Source organism: Sorangium sp. So ce117 (assembly GCF_051524395.1).
Lineage (GTDB): Bacteria > Myxococcota_A > Polyangia > Polyangiales > Polyangiaceae > Sorangium > Sorangium cellulosum_B.
Genome location: NZ_CP150309.1, coordinates 6,719,049 through 6,738,605, shown reverse-complemented (window position 1 = coordinate 6,738,605; position 19,557 = coordinate 6,719,049). Strand labels below are relative to the sequence as shown.

Annotated in this window: 15 protein-coding genes; 5 read left to right on the top strand and 10 right to left on the bottom strand. The window is 69.9% G+C overall.

Annotated features, from left to right (window positions below):
• Positions 1 to 22: 22 nt before the first annotated feature.
• Together WMF46_RS25100 and WMF46_RS25095 are read right to left on the bottom strand one after the other, a co-directional pair.
• Positions 23 to 1,351, bottom strand: coding sequence for a cytochrome P450 (locus tag WMF46_RS25100; protein WP_437979504.1), 1,329 nt, complete (start codon positions 1,349 to 1,351; stop codon positions 23 to 25).
• Between the two features lie 31 nt (positions 1,352 to 1,382).
• Complete coding sequence (locus tag WMF46_RS25095; RefSeq protein WP_437979503.1) at positions 1,383 to 2,573, bottom strand: STAS domain-containing protein; 1,191 nt, start codon at positions 2,571 to 2,573, stop codon at positions 1,383 to 1,385.
• Between the two features lie 571 nt (positions 2,574 to 3,144).
• On the opposite strand from WMF46_RS25095, the gene WMF46_RS25090 reads away from it, so the two are divergent.
• Entirely contained in the window at positions 3,145 to 4,371 is a 1,227-nt protein-coding gene (locus tag WMF46_RS25090) for a cytochrome P450 (RefSeq protein WP_437979502.1), read from the top strand.
• Positions 4,372 to 4,466: 95 nt separating this feature from the next.
• Here WMF46_RS25090 and WMF46_RS25085 read toward each other — a convergent pair whose 3' ends face one another.
• A complete protein-coding gene (locus tag WMF46_RS25085; RefSeq protein WP_437979501.1) occupies positions 4,467 to 5,126 on the bottom strand; it encodes a carbonic anhydrase in 660 nt (219 codons plus the stop codon).
• Between the two features lie 112 nt (positions 5,127 to 5,238).
• Positions 5,239 to 9,201: a M36 family metallopeptidase gene (locus tag WMF46_RS25080; RefSeq protein WP_437979500.1), complete on the bottom strand. Its 3,963-nt coding sequence runs from the start codon at positions 9,199 to 9,201 to the stop codon at positions 5,239 to 5,241.
• 656 nt (positions 9,202 to 9,857) lie between these two features.
• Here WMF46_RS25080 and WMF46_RS25075 point away from each other — a divergent pair.
• Entirely contained in the window at positions 9,858 to 10,817 is a 960-nt protein-coding gene (locus WMF46_RS25075; RefSeq protein WP_437979499.1) for a diacylglycerol/polyprenol kinase family protein, read from the top strand.
• 32 nt (positions 10,818 to 10,849) lie between these two features.
• Here the strand turns inward: WMF46_RS25075 and WMF46_RS25070 are convergent, their stop codons facing one another.
• Together WMF46_RS25070 and WMF46_RS25065 are read right to left on the bottom strand one after the other, a co-directional pair.
• Positions 10,850 to 11,503, bottom strand: a complete 654-nt coding sequence (locus WMF46_RS25070; protein ID WP_437979498.1) for an HD domain-containing protein — start codon at positions 11,501 to 11,503, stop codon at positions 10,850 to 10,852.
• A 57-nt stretch (positions 11,504 to 11,560) separates the two neighbouring features.
• Positions 11,561 to 12,673 (bottom strand): DNA alkylation repair protein, encoded by a 1,113-nt coding sequence (locus WMF46_RS25065; protein ID WP_437979497.1) that lies wholly within the window; start codon positions 12,671 to 12,673, stop codon positions 11,561 to 11,563.
• A gap of 103 nt (positions 12,674 to 12,776) precedes the next feature.
• Here WMF46_RS25065 and WMF46_RS25060 point away from each other — a divergent pair, with 103 nt between their 5' ends.
• Both WMF46_RS25060 and WMF46_RS25055 read left to right on the top strand, forming a co-directional pair.
• Entirely contained in the window at positions 12,777 to 13,514 is a 738-nt protein-coding gene (locus WMF46_RS25060; protein WP_437979496.1) for a helix-turn-helix transcriptional regulator, read from the top strand.
• Between the two features lie 458 nt (positions 13,515 to 13,972).
• A complete protein-coding gene (locus WMF46_RS25055) occupies positions 13,973 to 15,376 on the top strand; it encodes a vanadium-dependent haloperoxidase (protein WP_437979495.1) in 1,404 nt (467 codons plus the stop codon).
• Between the two features lie 81 nt (positions 15,377 to 15,457).
• On the opposite strand, the gene WMF46_RS25050 is transcribed toward WMF46_RS25055, so the two are convergent.
• From WMF46_RS25050 to WMF46_RS25035, 4 genes are all read right to left on the bottom strand, one after another.
• Positions 15,458 to 15,889 carry a nuclear transport factor 2 family protein gene (locus WMF46_RS25050; protein ID WP_437540703.1) on the bottom strand — a complete coding sequence of 144 codons (432 nt, stop codon included), beginning with the start codon at positions 15,887 to 15,889 and terminating at the stop codon, positions 15,458 to 15,460.
• A 91-nt stretch (positions 15,890 to 15,980) separates the two neighbouring features.
• Entirely contained in the window at positions 15,981 to 16,793 is an 813-nt protein-coding gene (locus tag WMF46_RS25045) for a mechanosensitive ion channel family protein (protein WP_437979494.1), read from the bottom strand.
• Between the two features lie 135 nt (positions 16,794 to 16,928).
• A complete protein-coding gene (locus WMF46_RS25040; protein WP_437979493.1) occupies positions 16,929 to 17,792 on the bottom strand; it encodes a mechanosensitive ion channel family protein in 864 nt (287 codons plus the stop codon).
• A gap of 433 nt (positions 17,793 to 18,225) precedes the next feature.
• Positions 18,226 to 18,660, bottom strand: coding sequence for a hypothetical protein (locus tag WMF46_RS25035; protein WP_437979492.1), 435 nt, complete (start codon positions 18,658 to 18,660; stop codon positions 18,226 to 18,228).
• A 256-nt stretch (positions 18,661 to 18,916) separates the two neighbouring features.
• Between WMF46_RS25035 and WMF46_RS25030 the strand changes: the two genes are divergently transcribed.
• Positions 18,917 to 19,528 (top strand): Crp/Fnr family transcriptional regulator, encoded by a 612-nt coding sequence (locus WMF46_RS25030; protein WP_437979491.1) that lies wholly within the window; start codon positions 18,917 to 18,919, stop codon positions 19,526 to 19,528.
• Positions 19,529 to 19,557: the final 29 nt, after the last annotated feature.

The window sequence follows — 19,557 nt, the reverse complement described above, 5'->3', positions numbered from 1 at the left end:
GGGGCGCTCGAGCTCTGCCCGTTCAGCACCGACGAAAGGCGACCCGTGTCGCGGCCGTCGGATGCCCGGTCGGGAAGTACACGTGCTTCGGTGAAGCGCCCTCCAAGTGTGGAACGAGCCCGGCGCGGCGCAACGCCCGGACGAAGAGGAATTGAAGCTGGAGCGCCTCGATGCAAGCGACGTTGTATCCAAGACAGAAGTGCGGCCCCCCGCCGAACGAGGCCAGCTCCAGCGGACCCGGCGGGCTCGAGCGATCTCTCCAGCGGTTCAGATCGAAGCGATCGGGGTCCGGGAACAGCGATGGATCATAGCCGAATTGCGCGGGGCTGAGGGCCAGCGGCGTGTTTCGAGGGATGCGTCTACCGTTCAGCGTGATCGTCTCGGTGACCGTCCGGAAGATGAACCAGACCGGCGTGTACATCCGCAGGACTTCCCGGAAGATGGCGTTGGCGACGGGGAGCCGGTCCGCCTCTCTCGCGGACATGGGCACGGACGCGTCCGGCGCGGCCGAGTGCTCATCGCAGAGCGCGCTCCACACCTCGCTCCGGCGCGACAGCACGATGACGATCCAGGCCAGGATGGAGGCGCTGGTCTCGTGCCCGGCGAGCAATATCGCGCGAAGGTTGTCGACGATGTCTTGGTCCGACAGGGGCACGCCCTCGTCGTCGCGAGCCTTCGAGAGCATCTCGACGAGGGAACCCGCGGCGCCGCCCTCGCGAGCGAGCGCAAGGAGCTTCCGCAGGCGGTCGTCTATCCAGGCGCGCGCACGGTCCGAGCGGTACGCGGGCATGCCCGGCAGACGACCCGGGATCGGGTAAACACCCAGGAACAGCTCGCGATAGGCCCGGCTCCAGGCGCGCACATCCTCTGTCGGGACCCCGCAGATTCGAAAAATGATCTCGAGGGTCAGATCCCGCATGGCGGGATGGACCGCGAAGCTCCCTTGCTGGAGCCAGGCATCGACCTTCGCAGCGAACGCGGAGGCGATTGTGGCGGAGGCCTCCTTGGCGAACCCCTGCGGGGAGAACGAGGGGTTGATGGCCGAGCGCATGTGCCGGTGCGGCGGCCCGTCCTGCCCAGCCATCGAGCGGCCCACGATCCCCTTCAGGTGCTCCGGATGGTCCATGACCACCTCGGGCGCGCGCAGGAGATCGAGGGCGTCGGCGCCGACATAGAAGAGCCGGCGTTGCGCGAACCCGAGGTTGACCCAGAAGAGCGGACCCAGCGCGCTCCTGCTGCGGCGCAGCAGGCCGACGGCGTCCCGGTGGAGGACGGGCAGGTGACCGATCACCGGCAGCTCTCCCGCCGCGGTGGGGAAGCTGTCTTGGTCGGTTCGACCCAGGGAGAGCATGGCGCGCAAGCAGGAGGGGAGACGCCGCGGGTCAGCGGCCCGAAGCGCCGTTCGTCGCCGACGCGGACGCGAGCTGGCGCATCTGGTTGATGCAGAACATGATTCCAGCCCGCAGGTTCGACCGCGTGACCATGCTGTTCAGATCGAGGCCCAGCTCGACGATCGTCTGCGCGACCGACGGCCTGATGCCGCAGATGATCCCGTCCGCGCCGAGGAGCCGGATGGCGTTCACGAGCTTGAGCAGGTGATTCGCGACCTGCGTGTCCACCATCTCGACGCCCGTGAGATCCAGGATGGCATACCGCGCGCTGGTGCGGACGATCTCGTCGAGCAAGTTCTGCATGACGTCGGCGGTCCTCGCGCTGTCGACGACGCCGACCATGGGCAGCGCGACCACCCCGTCCCAGACCTGGATGATGGGCGTCGAGAGCTTGCCGATGACCTCCTGCTGCTTCTGGATCTGCAACAGCCGTAGTCGGAGCTCCTCTTCGGCTCTCTTCGCCTCCGAGACATCGAGCGAGAGCCCGATCACGGACTCGACGTTTCCGAGCGGACTCTGGATCGGCACCATCCAGTTCTCCCAGAACGAGTTGTTGCCGGGGACGTGGCTCATGGAATGGGAGGGAGACCCGCGGAGCGCCCTCCTCACGTTCTCCGTGCCTTCGGGAGCGTTGGCAAAGACGTCGAAGAGGTTCGTCCCGACGAGCTGCCCCCGCTTGAGGCCGAGCCCCGCCAGGCCCTTCCCGTCGTGGCGGGTGATGACGCCCGCCGCGTCGCATGACCAGACGATGACAGGGAGGTTGTCGGAGAGGGCGCGGAGCATGTCCGCGTCCTCTCCCTTCCCGGGCTCGGCGGCGGGGTGATCGTCGGCGCCGGACGTCGCGTGCAGCGAGCCGTAGACCGCCTGGCCGTGCGGCGCTCTGCGCAGCACGCAGAAGAAGGACGCATACACGTTCCCGGCCGTCATCACCCGCCCGCGGAGCTCCACGGCCCCGGTCGCCTCCAGGAGCCCGGACCACTTCGCCCGGGCCGCCTCACGGTCGTCGTCGTGGAGGAGCTGGAAGAACGCCGTCCCCGGCGTGGCCGCGTGCCCGACCGTGTGGCCGAATGACTCGCTCCAGTGCGACAGCGTGCCGTCGACATTCGCTACGAACAGCGCCTCGGGGGAGTAGAGATAGGCTGCCTCCCACGTGTCGCGTGTACTTGTGTAATGCTGTGTCATGACGAATGTTGCCCTCCCCCAAGCCCGATCCAGGCCTCCTACCTGTGCTCACCTCGTTCGTAGGGGCCGTGGATCGCGCATGATTTTGCCAAGAATCGGCGTCAGCAGACTCACCCCTCTCAGGACCCGCGAGCGCGATGACGAGCGCTCGGAGATGTGCAAACGCTTCGATCCCAGCGAGGGTTCCAGCTTGCATTGGGAGATTACAAGCCACACATCTCCAGCTGAGGCCGGGTAGATCCGGAACTCGCGCTAAGGTCATTCCCGATGTGTGTTCGTGATCGGCGTCCAGGATGCTGTTCAATCCGTTCGGCCCGGAAGCGCTCGCGAGGCGAGGGGGATTCAGACGAGATCATGACGGTGCTTCACGACGGTGCCTCACGATGGTGCCTCACGACGGTGCCGCACGATGGTGCCTCACGACGGTGCCTCACGACGGTGATCGTGAGGACGCCGCCCGGAGTTTCATGGGATCACCTATGCTGTCGTCCCGCCAGGGGAAAGGACTTGACTTCCACGAACCGCTTGGATGTGCTGTCCGGAAGTGCGGCTGCGCCGCTGTGAGCTTGACATGGAAATCGAGACCGCCCCGAGCCCCTCGCCCGAGCAGATCGACCTCTCCGCGCCTTCGGTGATAGCCGATCCTTACCCCGCGTACCACGCGCTGCGCGGGCGATCTCCGGTGCTCTATGCGCGCGTGCCCGCGGGCGGCGCGGCGGGCCTCGACGAGCCAATCCGTGCCTACGCGCTCCTGCGCCACGCGGAGGTGCTCGCCGCGCTGCGGGATCCCCAGACGTTCTCGTCGAACGTCACGGACAAGATCCGTGTCCTGCCGCGGATCACGCTGCTGCACGACGATCCGCCCCGGCACACCCACCTCCGCAGGCTCGTCAGCCGATCGTTCACGCCGCGGCGCATCGCTGAGCTCGAGCCGTGGATTGGCCGCCTCGCCGCCTCGCTGCTCGAAGCGACGGGCGACGGGCCGTCAGACCTCATGGGCACCTACGCGATGCCCCTGCCGATGATGGTGATCGCCACGCTGCTCGGCATCCCGGCGGAGCGCTATGTGCAATTTCGGAGCTGGTCCGAGTCCGTGATGTCCTACAGCGGTATACCGGCGGAGGAGCGCGCGAGCCGCGGTAAGGCGATGGCCGACTTCTTCGCGGCGGAGCTCGAGGCGCGACGGCGCGCGCCGTCAGGCGATCTCATCTCGGCGCTCGTCGAGGCCGAGATCGACGGAGCGCGCCTCGACACGCCCGAGGCGGTCGGGTTCTGCGTCGGCCTGCTCGTCGCCGGCAACGACACCACGACGAACCTCATCGGCAACATGGCGCACCTCCTGTCCGAGCGGCCCGAGCTCTACCGGCGCGCGCAGCAGGACCGGCGTCTGGTGGAGCCGATCATCGAGGAGACGCTGCGCCATTCGAGCCCGGTGCAGCGCCTCCTGCGCGTCGCCACGCGGCCGGTGGACGTCAGCGGCGTGACGATACCGGCCGGGCACCTGGTCGACGTCGTGTTCGGCGCGGCGAACCGGGATCCGGCCGTCTTCGAGGCGCCGGACGCGTTCCGGCTCGACCGGCCTCCGGCGGAGCACCTCGCGTTCGGGCAGGGGACCCATTTCTGCATCGGCGCGGCGCTGGCGCGGATGGAGGCGCGGATCGCCCTGAACGCGCTCCTCGACTGCTATGAGTCCATCACGCCCGGCGAGGCGCCTCCGCTGCGGCAGACGCGGGCGATCATGCCGCTCGGGTTCGAGTCGCTCCCGCTCGTCCTGCGCCGGAGCCGCGCCGAACCCTGATCTCGGATCGCTTGCTCCGCAGCGGCCTTATCAGGTGATCTCGCCTCATGCGTCGAGGCGCCGACTGGCGTGCAGCGACGAGGCGCGCCGGCCCGTCACGCGCGCGGGAGGAACGTCACCTTGCCGGTCTCGAGGGCGTACTCGGCGCCCACGATCAGCATGCCTTCCTCGGTGCACAGCCGCTCGAGGAGCCGGCTGCCGTGCCGGAGGTGATCGCACGAGTTGCGCACGTTGGCGCGCACCGCCTCGCGCAGGAGAATGCTCCTGTCGGCGTGGCGGCCGGCGGCGCTCACCACCGTCTCGACGGGAGCTCGGCAGCGCTCGACGATATCGCGGATGTTGTCGGTGAGGGGGCCGCCGTGGTCCTCGTCGAGCAGCTCGCTCAGCGTGGCGTCGATGGCGCCGCAACGCGAGTGGCCCATCACCACGGCAAGGCGGGTCCCGAAGGCGGCGGCGGCGAACTCCACGCTGCCCACGAGCGAGGGCGCCACCACGTTGCCCGCGACCCGGATGACGAACAGGTCCCCGAGCCCCTGGTCGAAGATGAGCTCCGACGGCGCCCGCGAGTCCGAGCAGCTGAGGATGATGGCGAAGGGCTGCTGCCCCTCCACGAGGGCGGCCCGCGCCCGCGCTCCCATCACGACGTGCTCGCCGCGGACGTTGTCCACGAAGCGCCGGTTGCCCTCGATCAGGCGTTCCAGCGCCTGATCGGCCGTTACGACGGGAGAGGCGGGCGGAGAGTTGCTGAGTCCCATGCTGACCGGCCACGGTGGGGGACCGGGCCGCGGGCGTCAATGGGTGAAACTTCCGCCTCACCTGTCAGCTGCCGGGCTCACGGCTCATCGCTCATGGCTCATCGCTCATGGCTCACGCAGCGCCACCGCCGCGCCGCCGCCTCGCAAACGCCGCGAGCGCCGCGGCGGCCCCGAGCGCGGCCAGCGGCCCGCGCGGCGCGCCCCCCGGGATCGCGCACCCGCAGCCTTCAGCTGCCGGCTCCTTCGCCAGATCGACCACCACGCTGACCTGGTCGGTCGCCTCCAGGATCCCGTCGCTGACCGTCACCTCGAACGCCAGGGCCGTCGTCGCGGCGACCTCGGGCGCCACGAAGGTCGCCCGCGCGCCCTCGCCGGTCAGCTCGACCGCGGGCCCCGCCGTCTGCACCCAGGAGAACGTCAGCGTGTCCTCCTCGGGGTCCGAGCTCCCCGAGGCGTCGAGCGTCACGAGCTCGCCGATCGCGACCGCCTGGTCCGCCCCCGCGTCGGCCACGGGCCCGCCCTGGCAGGAGGCGGTGTCCTCGACCACCGTCGCGAACGGCTTGTTCTTCAGGCCCGCGAACCCGATGTCGTCGAGCTCCCAGCCGGCGTCGCCCGCGGCCGCGTCCGTGCCGACGCGGAACCGCACCTGCACCGTCTTCCCGGCGAACGCGGTCCCCAGGTCGATCGCCACGTTGTCGACCTCGGGCCACGAGGGGCTCTGGCCGACGAAGGCCCTCCGCCTGCCCAGCGGATTGCCCGACTCGACGGTGACCCTCCCGGTGTAGCCGGGCTGCGCGCGACTCCCGATGTCCCGCCATGTCGCGCCGCCGTCGGCGCTGATCTCGACCACCGCGCCGTCCCAGAACGTCTCGTCGCTCGTCTCGAACCGGTGCCGGTGCGCGAACGTCAGCACGAAGCGCTCGGACTCGCTGACCTCCAGGGCCGGCGACACAAGCGCCGTGTCGGACACGCTCCCGAGGTTGACGCCGCGCCACACGCGGTTCGGCGCGGTCCCCTCGGCGCGCGACCAGACGAGCTCGCTGGAGAGCCCCTCGACGCGCCAGGTCGTGCGCTGCGCCTCCACGTCGTCGGTCGCCGAGGACCCTGGCAGCTCGTCGAAGTTCACGCGGCGCACGAGGGCCTCGACCCGCACCGGCGTGCACGCCGCGGCGCTCTTCAGCGTCAGGCTGAGCTCGAGGTCCTCGGCGGGCGCCACGGTCCGGTCGAGCTTCACCGCCACGGTCGCGGTCCCGGTCGCGAACGGCGCGATGTCGCCGAACGACGCGCGCGCGCCGTCCGGGAACGTCACCCCGGCGGAGGGCACCTCGATGGACGCCACCGCCCCGGTCAGGGGCGCCGCGCCGCGATTGACGATCTCGATCGCGATCGTGCCGGACTCCTCCGCGTCGAGCAGCCCGTCGCGGTCGCACGAGCCGGCGCTGTCGTCGAGCTCCGCCCGGACCAGCGAGATCTCGGGCTGGACGCTGAAGCTCTCCACGACGCCGGAGAAATCGTGCGAGTCGGCGCGCGGGGACACGGCGCACGTGCCGGCGCCGCGCCGGGCGAACGCCTCCGCCAGCGCGAGGAAGTCGCCCTGATCGCTGGCGAGCGCGGCGGCGAGGAGGGCGTCGCGCTGCTCGGTGTACGTCGGGCTCACCGGCGCGAGCTGCATGCCGGCCACCACGTAATCGCTCATCCGCCGCCGGGTCTGCTCGAACGCGCGCGGCGGGGTCAGGCCGCTGCCGTGCCGGATCAGCCCGATGTAGGCCTCGAACAGCATGCTCGCCCAGACCTCTCCCGCGTTGTGCTCCTCGGAGTTGTCGGAGAACGCGGAGCTGAGCGGGTGGTCGGGGAGGCGGGCGCCCTCCGAGATGTGCTTGAACGTCAGCCCGTTCCTTGTGAAGTCGACGGAGTAGGGGGCGCGGCGGATGCCGAAGTAGCTGTCGCCGAGCGCCGCGCTCCCGTAGCTCGAGAGCGGGAAGACGCCGTCGAGGTCGTCGCCGTCGCGCAGCGCCATGTGCAGGGCGATGAAGTCGCCCCACCCCTCGCTCTGCGCGCCGCACATCTTCGTGCCGCACGCGACCTGACGGAGGTGGATGTAATGGCCCCACTCGTGCGCCACGATGGTGTTGTCGATCGTGCCGTCGCGCTCGACGCCGGGCTCGCGGGTCATGGTGACCGTGAGCGGCGCGTCCGCGGCGGCGAGCGCCGCCTTGAGCGCGCTGCCGTCCTCCTGCGAGACGCTCTGGGCGGGGGTCGTCACCTCGGGGGCCTCGCCGGACAGCCGCGGCGCCCCGTCGCTCTCGCGGTTGTTGGCGATGATCACGCCGATGGCGCCCGCCGCCTGCGCGCTCTGCGCCTTCTTGGCGAAGGTGCACCCGCCCCGGTCGACGAGGGCGATCTTGCCGGCCACGTCGCTCGTGATCGGCCCGCACGCGTCGCCGCGGGGCTCGGCGCCGTCCTGGGCGAGGGCGAGCTCGCCGGTGACCTCGTAGCGCGGGGGCCCGAACAGGGCGGTGTTCGACGCGTAGCTGGCGTTCTGCGGCGTGACGCTCAGCGAGCGCTGATCCGGCCCGGACCACAGGTACATCTGCATCCGGGGCGACGCGCCGTCGTACGTCGCGTCCATGTTCGCGTTGTCGCGGCTGCCGCCGGTCGCGTCGTCCTGCGCCTCCGCGAGGAGCGGATCGCCGTCGAGGCCGCCCCGGCCGAGGTTGTCGCGCTGGGCGTTGCCCGCGGCCTCGGTGAAGCCGGAGTCGTAGTACCAGTCATGGAGCCAGTTCGTGACGTAGAAGATCTGGGTGACGGCCGCCATGGTCTGCCCGGGCGTGGCGAGCGGATCGGCGAGCGGGTCATAGAGGTGATCGAACGAGCCCGGCCCCGAGAGCGCCGCGCGGATATCGCCGCTGGAGAACCCGTCGGGCGCGTTGTGGTCCGCGTAGGCGTCGACGTTGTTGCCGCGGGTCGAGGTCGCGTCGGCCGGCAGCCACGGATCGGTCCCGCCGTCGAGGTTCGTGTTGAAGCCATCGATGGAGATGAGGCTCGGCGCGACGAACCGAGGGACCTGGCCGTCGGGCCGCCCGGTCGGGTGCGGCGAGAGATCCGCGAGGGGGCCGTCGAGCGGCGTGTGATCGCCCCCTTCCTCCGCCCAGACCCGGTAATCGAACGCGGCGTGGGAGAGGTTCTCCCGGGAGAGCATCTGCCCGTCGCTGGCCCCGAACACCCAGGCGTACGCCGCGGAGCTCGTGCCCCCGGCGTCGCCCGAGACGAGCTCGACGAAGTAGCCGGCGACGAGCCGGTCGGGCAGGGGAAAGAGCACCTTCCTGACCCGCGCCGGCTGCGTGAAGCGCAGGCTCCCGGCGCGCTGGCGCGCGTGATCGGTGTCCGCGATGTCGAAGAGCCGATACCCGCCCTTCGCCTCGCCCAGCTCGCGGAGGTCGGCCGTCTTGATGTCGATGCGGTGCGCGTCGCGCAGGGCGCGGACGACCGCCTGCGCCGGCGAGCCGGAGAACGCCCGGCCGCGGAGCGCGCCGGCCGCCGGCGAGGCGGCGCCGGGCGGCAGGGGGACGGCCGACGCGTGGAGGTTGCCCGCGAGGGCGACGAGCCCGAGGTCGCGCTTCATGAGCACCTTGAGCCCGCTCCGGAAGACCGGGATCCCGTCGACGTCCTGGCCCAGCGTCACGACGATGCCGCCGCGCCCGGTGTCGTGGACGTGGCGCACCACGGCCGTATCGAGCGCGGCCTGCGGAAGACCGTAGAGGCGCGCGTACCGCTGCACGTACCACCGGGCCGCGGCCTCGGGCGTCGCGTGGGTCGCGGCCGGCGGGCGGTGGCCCGGGGACGTCGCCCACACGAAGGTGGGCACCCCGCGCTGCGGATCGGTCGACGCCACGACGGCGCCCGTCGTCGACGCGCGCTCGTCGACGTCGATGACGCGCGCGCGGCGCGCCGCGCGGACGGGCGGCGCGGGTGGGGCCTTGAAGTATGCGTCGTAGTTCGGGCGCTCCCGCGCATGGGCGATGGGGCCTGCGAGCAGCGCGAGCGATAGCGCGGTGTACCGAACTGAGACCTTCATGTTCATCGATTCTCCGACTCCGAGGGGACGACGCATGACCGGCTGCGCGCGGGTAGGTCGCGCGCTGCCTCCCCGGGCGCCTCGCGCCCACCCGTCGAATCCGCGGCGCGAGGCAACCTAGCCCCAGCGTGCGCGCAGGGAAAGCGCGACGGCTCTCGCTCTGTCCGGCGTCGTAAGGCGCCTCTCATGCGATCTCGTCCGGGCGCTCCGCAGAGCGCGAGTCACGCGGCGCCGACACCAGAATGGAATAGAGAAGCAATCCTTGCTGGTGCATTGCATGAATCCATGAATTGCCGTGTCATGCGTCCTCGCGAGGCGAGCCGAGCGGTTCCCTCGGTCGCCGCGGGGTGGGCAGGAGGGTGGTTGTCGCGCCCGCGATCGGCTCCGGGACCTGCACGGCGTCGGGTCGGCTCGCGCGGCGCGTCGTGCAGCGCCGGCTCGCGGGGTGCGGGCTCGCGCGTCGCGTCGTGCGGCGCCGGCTCGTGGGGTGCGGACTCGCGCGGTGCGTCGTGCAGCGCCGGCTCGTGGGGTGCGAGCTCGTGTGGTGCGGACTCATGCAGGGCTGGCGCCGCGAGCCAGCTCACGCGCGGGGTGCCGGTATGACGAAGCGCTGACATGGCGCCCGACGCCCGGAGATTATCTTCGCAAAACCCAACGTGATCCACGCCTTGCACATCGAGACCAAGCTCGTCTCCGAAGAGCTCTGCGTACTGTTGCGTCAGGTCGATCCCGCCGTCTTCGTCTTCCACGACGAACCCGAGGTTCGCGCCCGGGTCGAGCGTGTGGCGTCGCGGCTCCGCGAGCTCGTCGTGGCGGCCGAGCGCGACGATGCCGGGGGCAGGCTCGAGCGGCTCCGCGAGCGGCTCCGCGTGCTGCTCGCGGCGGTCGAGCGGGCGACCCCGACCGGCACACCTTCGCCCAAGGCGGCGTGGATTGCGTTCCAGCGAGAGGTGCAGCCTGCCTACGAGTCGCTGCTGCTGACGCTGCGCGGCGTGGTCGCCGCGCCGCCGAGCGTCAGGCCGACGAACCATGTGCGCAGCCTGTGGCACGTGGGCATGGGGCTCCTGGTGCTCGGGCTGATCCAGCTCCTGCCGGAGCGCGGCTGGCTCGTGGCCGCGAGCGGCGCGTTCGTGGTGGCGGTGTGGTCGATGGAGATCGCCCGCCGGGTCAGCGAGCGGGTCAATGAGCGGCTGATGGGGGTCTTCCGGCTCGTGGCGCACCCGCACGAGCGCTACCGGGTGAACTCGTCGACCTGGTACGTGACAGCGCTCTTCTTGCTGGCGCTGTTCGGGACGCGGCTGAGCCAGTCGCTCGCCGTGGTGGTGCTGGCGGTGGCCGATCCGGCGGCGGCCCTCATCGGCCGCCGCTTCGGCCGCACGCGGCTGCGCGACGGCCGCTCGCTGGAGGGCACGCTCGCCTTCTTCGCGGCGGGCGCGCTGAGCGCCCTCGCCGTGATGTGGGCGCTCGGCCCGGCGTCGCTCTCCTCGCGGCTCCTCCTGGCCGCCGTCGCGGGCCTGGCCGGGGCGGCGACCGAGCTGTTCTCCACGCGGATGGACGACAACTTCACGATCCCGGTCGCCGTGGCGGCCGCGGTGACGGTCGCCGGCGCGGGCTGACGTCAGTTGGCGTCAGCTGGCGTCAGCTGGCGTCAGCTTACGTCAGGCCCCATCTCACCGCCGATCTCCAGCGCGAGGCGAGCGAGGTACTGTCTCATGAACTCCGCGCGTCGCGCGCCCTCGCGGCGCCCTGCGGCCGTCGTGAGGCTCTCGGCGGTCTTGAACAGCTTCACGTGGAAGTGGTCGATCGCGTTCACCCGGTCGTCCCACGGCCTCCGCTCGGCGAACGGATCCCCGGGATCGTAGAACCGCACGCCGAGCAGGCCGCCCACGGCGAAGCAGCGGGCGATCCCGATCGCCCCCAGCCCGTCGAGGCGGTCGGCGTCCTGGACCACCCTGGCCTCGAGGGTCGTCGGCTCGATCCCCGCGCTGTAGCTGTGGCTCTCGATGGCGTGGGCGATGTCGGGGAGGAACGCCTCGGGGTACTCCACGCTCCGCAGGAAGCGCAGCGCCTCCTCCGCGGAGAGCCGCGACGCCTGGGACCGCCTGGGGTCGTTCTTGGGGACGTTGACGAGATCGTGCAGCCACGCCGCGGGGACGACGATCTCGAGCCTTGCCCCTTCGTCCGCCGCGAGCGCCTTGGCCGTGGCGACCACCCTCGCGAAGTGCGCCACATCATGGGCCGGATCCTTGCCGAGGTCGGTCTCCTCGAGCTTCTTTGCGAAGAGCGCTTCCCAGTCCTTCATCTCCCGCCTCATAGACGCGGACCCCGACCCGCGCAACGGCTCTGCGCGGCGCCCGAGTCACCGACACACCTCGAATTGCCCGAGGGGGTGCGCAACGCCGTTGACCATCACATCGATGCTGTGGCGACCGGGATAGTGACGGCGGGTCGTCATCTCCTCGAAGGAGACCTTGCCGGTGATCTCGGCTCGACCCGACGGCGGCAAGACGAGCTTCCGCAGCTTGAAGACCTTTGGCCGCGTCGCGCCGTTCGCCTTCACGAAGTGCACGGCGCAGTCGACGATCAGCTCCTGGTCGCGCGGGGCCGTCGACGCGAGCTCGAACGAGAAGCGGAGCTCTCCGCCGAGCTTCACCGATCGCGGGGACAGCGCCGCCGAGGCGATCGCGACGCTCGGCGCCGCGCCGAAGCCGAGCGCGTCGAGCGCGCCGCGATCACCCTTCTTGACGAGCGAGCGCAGCGCGTGGCGCACGATCCATTGCCGCCCGGGCGGCGCGCCCTCGAGCCAGCGCCGGCAGAGGCTCGCCGCGATGTCCGGGTGGTCCTTGCCGATGTCATTGATGTTGTTGGCGACGGAGCGCTGCACGTAGCGCTCCGGATCGTCCTTCAGGATCTCGAGCAGCTCGATGACCGGCCCTGGATCCTGCTGGAAAGCGCGGAGCCGCGGCGCCCACGGCAGCCGCGGGCGCGTCCCCTCGGAGACGAGCCGCCGGACATGGACGTTCGGGTCCACAGCCCACGTGCGGAGCCGGCGGAGCGTCGCGTCGGGGTACCTCGTCAGGAACGCGCGGATGCTGAACTCGGCGGAGAACCGCTTCGTCAGCTCGACTTGCGTGGTCATCGCGTCCTCGAAGTGATCGATACCGCGCTTCGCCACATAGAACACGTGCGGCATGTACTGCAGCGGCGTGAGGCCGAACACGTCGCTCCGATCGAGCTCGGGCCCGAGGGAGGCGACGATCACCCGAGCTGCCTCCGGAAAGGGCTGCGGCAGGTGGTGGTGCATCACGTCCGCGATGTGGGAGGCGCGGCCCGTCAGCTCCAGATCGGAGAGGCCGGCCAGGCAGTCGCGGGCGAAGCCGCGCTCGTCGAGGCCAGGGTGCGCCGAGCGGAGGTTGCGGGCGATCGAGCGGACGCACCGCTCGTCGAAGAGGTCCTTCAGCCGGTCAGCCATGGGCATCTGTCGGTGCGAGGACGACGAGGCCGATTGGCCAGGTTTTCGTCAGGTTGGACATGGGCGTTGACTAGCGTGAGACCCTGACAGATTCTGTCACCATATGTCGCGCACCGTCCGCGTCATGGAGCTCTCCGACCTGCTTCGCGCGCGGGGAGCGACCACCGTCGGCGAGCTGGCCGCCGCGCTCGGGGTCAGCGCCCGCACCGTGCGCAGGGACCTCGCGACGCTGAGGGAGCGCGGCCTCAACATCGAGGGCGAGGCCGGCCCCGGCGGGGGGATCCGGCTCGACGCCGGCCGGGGCGTCACCGCCGTGCACCTCTCGGTCGCCGAGATCGTGACCCTCTGGCTCTCCGCGCGCCTCTCTCAGGCCGCGAGCGACCTTCCGTGGAGCGACGCCGCCAGCTCCGCGCTGGCCAAGCTGCTCAGCAGCCTTCCTCCTGAGCGAGCGCGAGAGCTGCGCGCCCTCTGCCGCAGGGTCATCGTCGGCGATCCGGCGAGCGGGCCAGTGCGCGCCGGAGCCGGCGCGCCCCCTGCAGAGCTGGTGAGGCTCTTCGAGGAGTCGTTCTCCGCCGGCGTCGGCCTCGGGTTCGACTACCAAGACCGCGAGGGGAGGACGTCCAGGCGACGCGTCGAGCCGCACGGCCTCCTGATCCAGAGCCCTGTCTGGTACGTGCTCGCCCTGGACACGGGAAAGAACGAGCCGCGAATGTTCAGGATGGACCGCATCTCGACCCCCCGCGTCCTGCGGGAGATCGCGTTTCGTCCGAGCGCCGACGTCATCTGGGCGCTCTTGCCGGAGGAGTGCGCGTGGCGACCGCTCCTCGGCGACCGACCGTGAATGCCGGCCAAAGCGGACGGACGCCCTGCGGGGTCCGGTGCTGTGCCCAATGTGTATCGACCCGGAGAGCTTGGGACCCACCGTGTCGCACGGTTGCGCGCATCGGCTCTGCCTGATAGCTTAGGTTTGATACAACACACGACATCTTGGCGAGTGACCAGAACGAAGAGAGGCGTCCGGTGGCCGGTAGACGGAGCGTGTGCTCGATGCCGGGCGCATGCAGAGACACATCTCCCGCCGAGGAGTGACCAGCGATCGATGGCGCACGGCCCACATGCCCCCTGAGGCCGTGCTCGCCTGCGCGCGGTGGCGTGTGTCGCACGGGTAGATACGGGCTTCGCGCTCGCCGAGGTTGTTGATGCATGCCTATCGTCGCTGGATGGCCCCCCATCCAGGCGACGATCAAGGGGCCATTGCGTGTAATGGCCATTCTTGAGAACTCGAACCAAGGAGCTTGAATGAACCATTCAGCCGCGAGATGGGCGTCCATCTCCTTCGCCGCCCTTGCCACCGTTCTGCTGGCAGATCGAGCGTTCGCCCACGTGCCGGCGGCGCCGTGTGATCCGCCGGACAGGGATGCGGTCCTCGACTGGAACGACGTCGCACTGGATACGGTCGCAAACGACCCCATCGTCGAATCCGAGGCGGATCAGTTCGGTCCCACGCGTGTCTCACGGGCTCTCGCCATCGTTCACGCGGCAATCTTCGACTCCGTGAACTCGATCGCCCCGAGGTATGAGCCGTACCTCGAACCCCCCTTCGAGATGCCGGATGCGTCGATCGACGCCGCGGTGGCCGCGGCAGCTCACGACACGCTGACGGCATTGTTCCCCAGGCAAGCGGATCTGCTCGAACGCAGGCTCCTTGAATATCTGGCGGAGATCCCCGACGGCGACGCCAAGGAGGACGGCCTTGTGCTGGGCGGCGATATTGCCGCACGGATCCTCGAGGTGCGGGCGGGCGACGGGTCAGATGACCCGATGCCTTACACCCCGAGCTTCGAGCCCGGCCGGCATCGGCCAGATCCGATCTACCCCAATCAGGGGTTCTTGACGCCCAGATGGGGGGAGGTGCTGCCGTTCGCCCTCGACAGCGGCTCCGAGTTCCGGTCGCCGCCTCCTCCTCCGCTGTGGAGCCTGGAGTATGCGTTTAACTTCTATGAGGTCTTCCTGCTTGGCGGCGATGGCGTGAGGACCCCGACCCTGCGCACGCGTGAGCAGACCGTCATCGGGATCTTCTGGTCGCATGACGCCGCCCCGGACCTCGGGGCGCGCCCGAGGCAATACAACCAGATCGCGCGGGTCATCGCGATCAAGAAGCAAAATTCGGAGATCGAGAACGCCCGGTATTTCGCGCTCGTCAACTTCGCGCTGGCGGACGCCGGCATCGCCACATGGGAGACGAAATACTATTACAATTTCTGGAGGCCCATCGTCGCGATCCGTGAGGCCGACACGGATGGCAACAGCCGCACGCCGCGTGACAGGAGGTGGACACCCCTCGGATCCCCCGGCAGCAACGGGGGCCCGCCGCGCATGACCCCGCCGTTCCCGTCGTACGGCTCGGGGCACGCGAGCTTCGGGGCTGCCATGTTCCAGGTGTTGACCCGTTATTATGGCACCGATCGTATTCCCTTCTGCTTTGTGTCCGACGAGTACAACGGGATAACAACGGATGAGCATGGCCGTGTCCGCCCCAGGATGAAGCGCTGCTACTCCGGCTTCCGTGATGCGGCTCATGAGAACGCGATCAGCCGCATCTACCTGGGCGTCCACTACAGGTTCGATGCGATGGCCGGGCTCCGTCAGGGCAAGGGCGTCGGTGACGCCGTCTTCGACAGGATCCTCCAGCCGCTTCCTTGACGAGCTCGCCGACGAGCCGCGCGATCCATCGAGAGGAGATCCGTCGCCTCATGGCGGGTCTCCCCGGCCCCGGCCAGCCTCTCAGTTCATGAGCCGGGAGCGAGCGGGCGCCCACCGCTCGGGCCGCGGCGCGGAGAGCGGACCCGCGTGGTGGTGGACCATCTTCCATTGCCCGTCTTCGAGGACGAACACGTTGGTTGCGCACAGGTGTGCCGGTTCGTCGCCGCTCGCCTCGTAGCACGTGACGAAGGCGAAGTCCCCGAAGAGGTGCGCCGAGGCGCCCTGGCAGCGCATGCGCAGGGGCGAGGTCTGGCGCAAGAGCTGGCTCCAGCTCTCGAGCACGCTGGCGCGCCCCGAGAGCGCCTCCATGCCGGGATGGGCGCAGGCCAGGGGCGCCCGCTCGGCCCACACCCGGCACATCGCCTGGTAATCCCCGGCGCGGAACGCCTCGTAAAAGGCCTCGTTTGCGGCCAGGACAAGCCGTTCCGCCGCGACGCGCTCCTCGACGCTCATGCAGCGACCATGCTCCCCGGCCAGCGCGGGCGCAAGGGCCTCGACGGCGTCGTCTCGGCGCCTCGCCCGCTCGACCCCACGCCCGGGCTGACTAGGACGGGCCCTTGCTCCGCTGATGGAGGACGAGCTGTGTCCGGTTCATCAGCTTGACGCCGGCCGCGTCGAGCTCCTCAAGCGCCGCGACGCGGAGGTTGTGCATGCTCCCGTCCTCTTCCACGGCGCTGTACCAGGCCGTCAGCGTGAGGTCGAGCGAGCCGTCCTCCATGTCGGTCAGGAAGACGGTGGGGCCCGGGTCTCGCGCCACGCCGCTGGCCCGCTTGCCGGCGCGCACCAGGGCCTCCATCGCCGGCTCGAGATCGCGCAGCCGGCCCTCCACGGTGAGCGTGACGGCGCCGCGCAGCAGCCCTCGATCCGAGTAGTTCACGATCGGGCCGTTGGTCACCGCGGCGTTCGGGATCACGATCTTCTCGTTGTCCGTCGACACCAGCGTGGTGTTGAAGAGCCCGATGTCCTCGACGATGCCCTTGTGGCTCCCGATGGCGACCTTGTCCCCGAGCTGGAAGTGCTTGAAGAAGAGGATGAGGACGCCGCTCGCGAAGTTGCTCAGGCTCCCTTGCAGCGCCAGCCCCACCGCCAGCCCCGCCGAGGCGACCACGGCCACGAGGCTCGTCGTGTGGATGCCCACCGTCTCCATCGACGCGATGAACGTCGCCGCGAGCACGGTGTAGCGGAGCATCGACGCCAGGAACCGCGCGAGCGCCTGATCCAGGTGCGTCTTGGTCAGGGCCGTGACGGCGAACCGGTACGCCCATTTGCTCGCGAGACCACCCGCGGCGAGGATGATGATGGCGGTGGCGATCGCCCTGAGCGTGGCGGCGGAAGGTACCAGTTCCTCGGGGTGCATGGTGCGGTGGCGCGCCAGCGGCGTACGCGCCGCCCGGGCGTAGAGGATCTGCCCGCCGGCCTCAAGGGCTGCCGAGCAGCGCGCGGCCGCGCGCGGGGGCAGGGCGCGCGCGGCCGACGCGTGATCGACAACGCGTCAGGCCGTCGGGTGAATCTCCGCGCCCGCGGCGCGGTGGGGAGGCGCCGCCGCGAGCTGGTTGATGTGCACGTGCTGGCTCGGGACGGGGAGCCCCAGCTTGCCGAGCTCCTCGCGGATGATCTTGGTCGTGGCGAAGTAGACGTCCCAGTAATGATCGGTGTGGCAGAAGGGCCGGACGGCCAGCACGGGCCCGGCGAGCGTGAAATCCAGGATCTCGACGCTGGGCGCAGGGGTCTTCGCGACGTTGGGGATGAGCGCGAGGTGCGCCTTGAGCCGCGTGATCGCCGCCTCGTGATCCGCGCCGTGGGCGAGCTGCGCGGTGCAGTCGACGCGGCGGACCGGGTTCGTGCTGAAGTTCTGGATCGTGTCGCTGAAGATCTTGTTGTTGCCCACGATGGTGCGGACGTTGTCGGGCGTGTCGAGGGTGGTCGCGAACAGGCCGATCGAGTGAACGGTGCCCGTCACGCCGCCGGCGCTCACGTAATCCCCGGTCTTGAAGGGGCGCAGGAGGATCATGAAGATGCCAGCCGCGAGGTTCGACAGGAGGCCGGACCATGCCATGCCGACGGCGATGCCGATCGCGGCGAGCAGGCTGGCGAAGGTGGTCGTCTCGACGCCGAAGACGCTGAGCACGGCGATGACGAGCAGGATGTTCAGCAGCACAGACGCCGCCGACTCCAGGTAATGAGCCAGCGTCGTGTCGAGCTTCTTCAGCGCGGAGCTGCGCTGCATCATCGACAGGATCCCCCGGATGATCATGCGGCCGATGACCCAGACCAGGATCGCGCCCACGATCTTCCCGCCGACGCTCACCCCGAGCGCTACCCCCATGTCCACGTACCGCTGAACCCTCTCGTCCATCTCAAGCCTCCTGACGACGTATGCGTCGCTCGCGGGGGCGTCCGTGCAAGGCGCATGCGCGACACGCCTTGCGGGATCTGCCCCCCGGCGGCCAGCCTTATCACACCGGCGGGCCGCTCTGCGAGGGGCGTGAGCGAGATTTTCGAGCCTCAGCGCTGCGGCCTGCGGACATCAGGCGGCCGCGGAGCGGATACCTCGTTGTAGCGAAGGAGCAACGGGCGGCGGGGCCGCGCGTGGCGTGTGATGGCGATCGAGCGGCCGACATGCAAGGGCACAGGAGCAAGCGAGCGCGCCAGGCAGGCGTGTCCAGCCAAGGAGCAGGCCGAGGCGATCTTCGTCGCGGCCGAGGTGATGCTCGACGAGCGGAGAGCGGCCGCGGGCCAGCGGCGTGGGCAGAGAACGGCGTGGCCGGCGTACGGGGCTGTGAACCGGCTCAATGAAGACTGTGTCCAAAGGCTCTCGGGTTGATCGGGAATTTCAAGCCAATGACCAACCCGTACTCCGTGCCATAGGAAGGTATCGTCGCGCCAGCTTCCCCATCGAACGGAATGGCGAGTCGAAAGCCCGCGTAGGCGATGGGGCTCGCGATGAAGGGGACGATCTGCGCCCCATACGTCCGGGCGTTCGACCGGCCCGCGCCCTCGGTGTACATCGAGAGCTCCGCGCCGACCGGGCCGAACCCACCCTGGAAACCGAGCGCCAACCTCTCGTGGACCTGCCGGTCGGCGACGAGCTGCGCCTGCACAACGGCGCCTATCCAGGAGAACGAGCGTTGTCCGTACCACGCGAGGCTACCCTCGACGCCGGCGCCCACGGCGTCATCGGCGTTCTCGCGGCCAGTATAGCTGAAGAGGCCCCCCACGCTCACGACCGGATCGCCAGGGCGCCCCACATTGGGCCAACCTTCCGTGGGATACACCACGGGGGGAGGGCTCGTTGCGGGGGGCACGCCGTCCGCCTGCGCCGATGCGGAGCCAACGAGAAGGCAAGCGCCGACAAGGACCGCTGTGACCGACGACTGGTTCATGCATCTGTGATCTAGCCCATGCGACTCGGCCCGTCACGATGCAGGCGTAGGCGAGCGGAAGACGCGCTCCGGGAGCGCCGTGCTAGGCTCCCTTGCCATGGTGCAGCTCTCGCGCGCGGAGCAGGTCGCGGCGCTCGCGCGCATGATCGCCGCGCTCGACGCCCGGCCGGCGCCGCACTTCGACGCCTTCGCGGCCCTGTTTCACGGGAAGAGCCTCAGGAAGGGCGAGGCGTTCGTGCGGGCGGGCGAGGCGAGCGACTCGGTGGCGCTCGTCAACTCCGGCATCGCGAGGATGTTTTACACGCGGAGCGATGGGAAGGAGTTCAACAAGGGGTTCATCTCCGCGCCGGACTTCATGTCGGTGCTGGAGGCGCTGATCACAAGGGAGCCCGCCCGGCTGACGATCCAGGCGCTGACCCCGATGCAGCTCTTCGTCGCGCCCTACTCGCGGCTGAGCGAGCTCTGTGAGCGCGACATCTACTGGGAGCGGGTGAGCCGCCGGATCGTCGAGCGGGTGTACCTGAAGAAGGTGCGCCGCGAGGCGTCGCTGCTGATGGATCCGGCCGCCGAGCGCTATCGCGCGTTCCTCGCAGAGCACGGGGCCGTGGCGCGCCGCGTGCCCGACTACCACATCGCCGCCTATCTCGGCATCACACCCGAGGCCCTGAGCCGCCTGAAGCGCGTCGCGACCAGGACCGCTGCTTCTTGACCTAGGTCAAGGTGCGATCTCGCTCCGCT

Coding starts and splice junctions, on each gene's coding strand:
- WMF46_RS25100 (WP_437979504.1), bottom strand. CDS start 1,351: ATGCTCTCCCTGGGTCGAACCGACCAAGACAGCTTCCCCACCGCGGCG.
- WMF46_RS25095 (WP_437979503.1), bottom strand. CDS start 2,573: ATGACACAGCATTACACAAGTACACGCGACACGTGGGAGGCAGCCTAT.
- WMF46_RS25090 (WP_437979502.1), top strand. CDS start 3,145: ATGGAAATCGAGACCGCCCCGAGCCCCTCGCCCGAGCAGATCGACCTC.
- WMF46_RS25085 (WP_437979501.1), bottom strand. CDS start 5,126: ATGGGACTCAGCAACTCTCCGCCCGCCTCTCCCGTCGTAACGGCCGAT.
- WMF46_RS25080 (WP_437979500.1), bottom strand. CDS start 9,201: ATGAAGGTCTCAGTTCGGTACACCGCGCTATCGCTCGCGCTGCTCGCA.
- WMF46_RS25070 (WP_437979498.1), bottom strand. CDS start 11,503: ATGAAGGACTGGGAAGCGCTCTTCGCAAAGAAGCTCGAGGAGACCGAC.
- WMF46_RS25065 (WP_437979497.1), bottom strand. CDS start 12,673: ATGGCTGACCGGCTGAAGGACCTCTTCGACGAGCGGTGCGTCCGCTCG.
- WMF46_RS25060 (WP_437979496.1), top strand. CDS start 12,777: ATGTCGCGCACCGTCCGCGTCATGGAGCTCTCCGACCTGCTTCGCGCG.
- WMF46_RS25055 (WP_437979495.1), top strand. CDS start 13,973: ATGAACCATTCAGCCGCGAGATGGGCGTCCATCTCCTTCGCCGCCCTT.
- WMF46_RS25050 (WP_437540703.1), bottom strand. CDS start 15,889: ATGAGCGTCGAGGAGCGCGTCGCGGCGGAACGGCTTGTCCTGGCCGCA.
- WMF46_RS25045 (WP_437979494.1), bottom strand. CDS start 16,793: ATGCACCCCGAGGAACTGGTACCTTCCGCCGCCACGCTCAGGGCGATC.
- WMF46_RS25040 (WP_437979493.1), bottom strand. CDS start 17,792: ATGGACGAGAGGGTTCAGCGGTACGTGGACATGGGGGTAGCGCTCGGG.
- WMF46_RS25030 (WP_437979491.1), top strand. CDS start 18,917: ATGGTGCAGCTCTCGCGCGCGGAGCAGGTCGCGGCGCTCGCGCGCATG.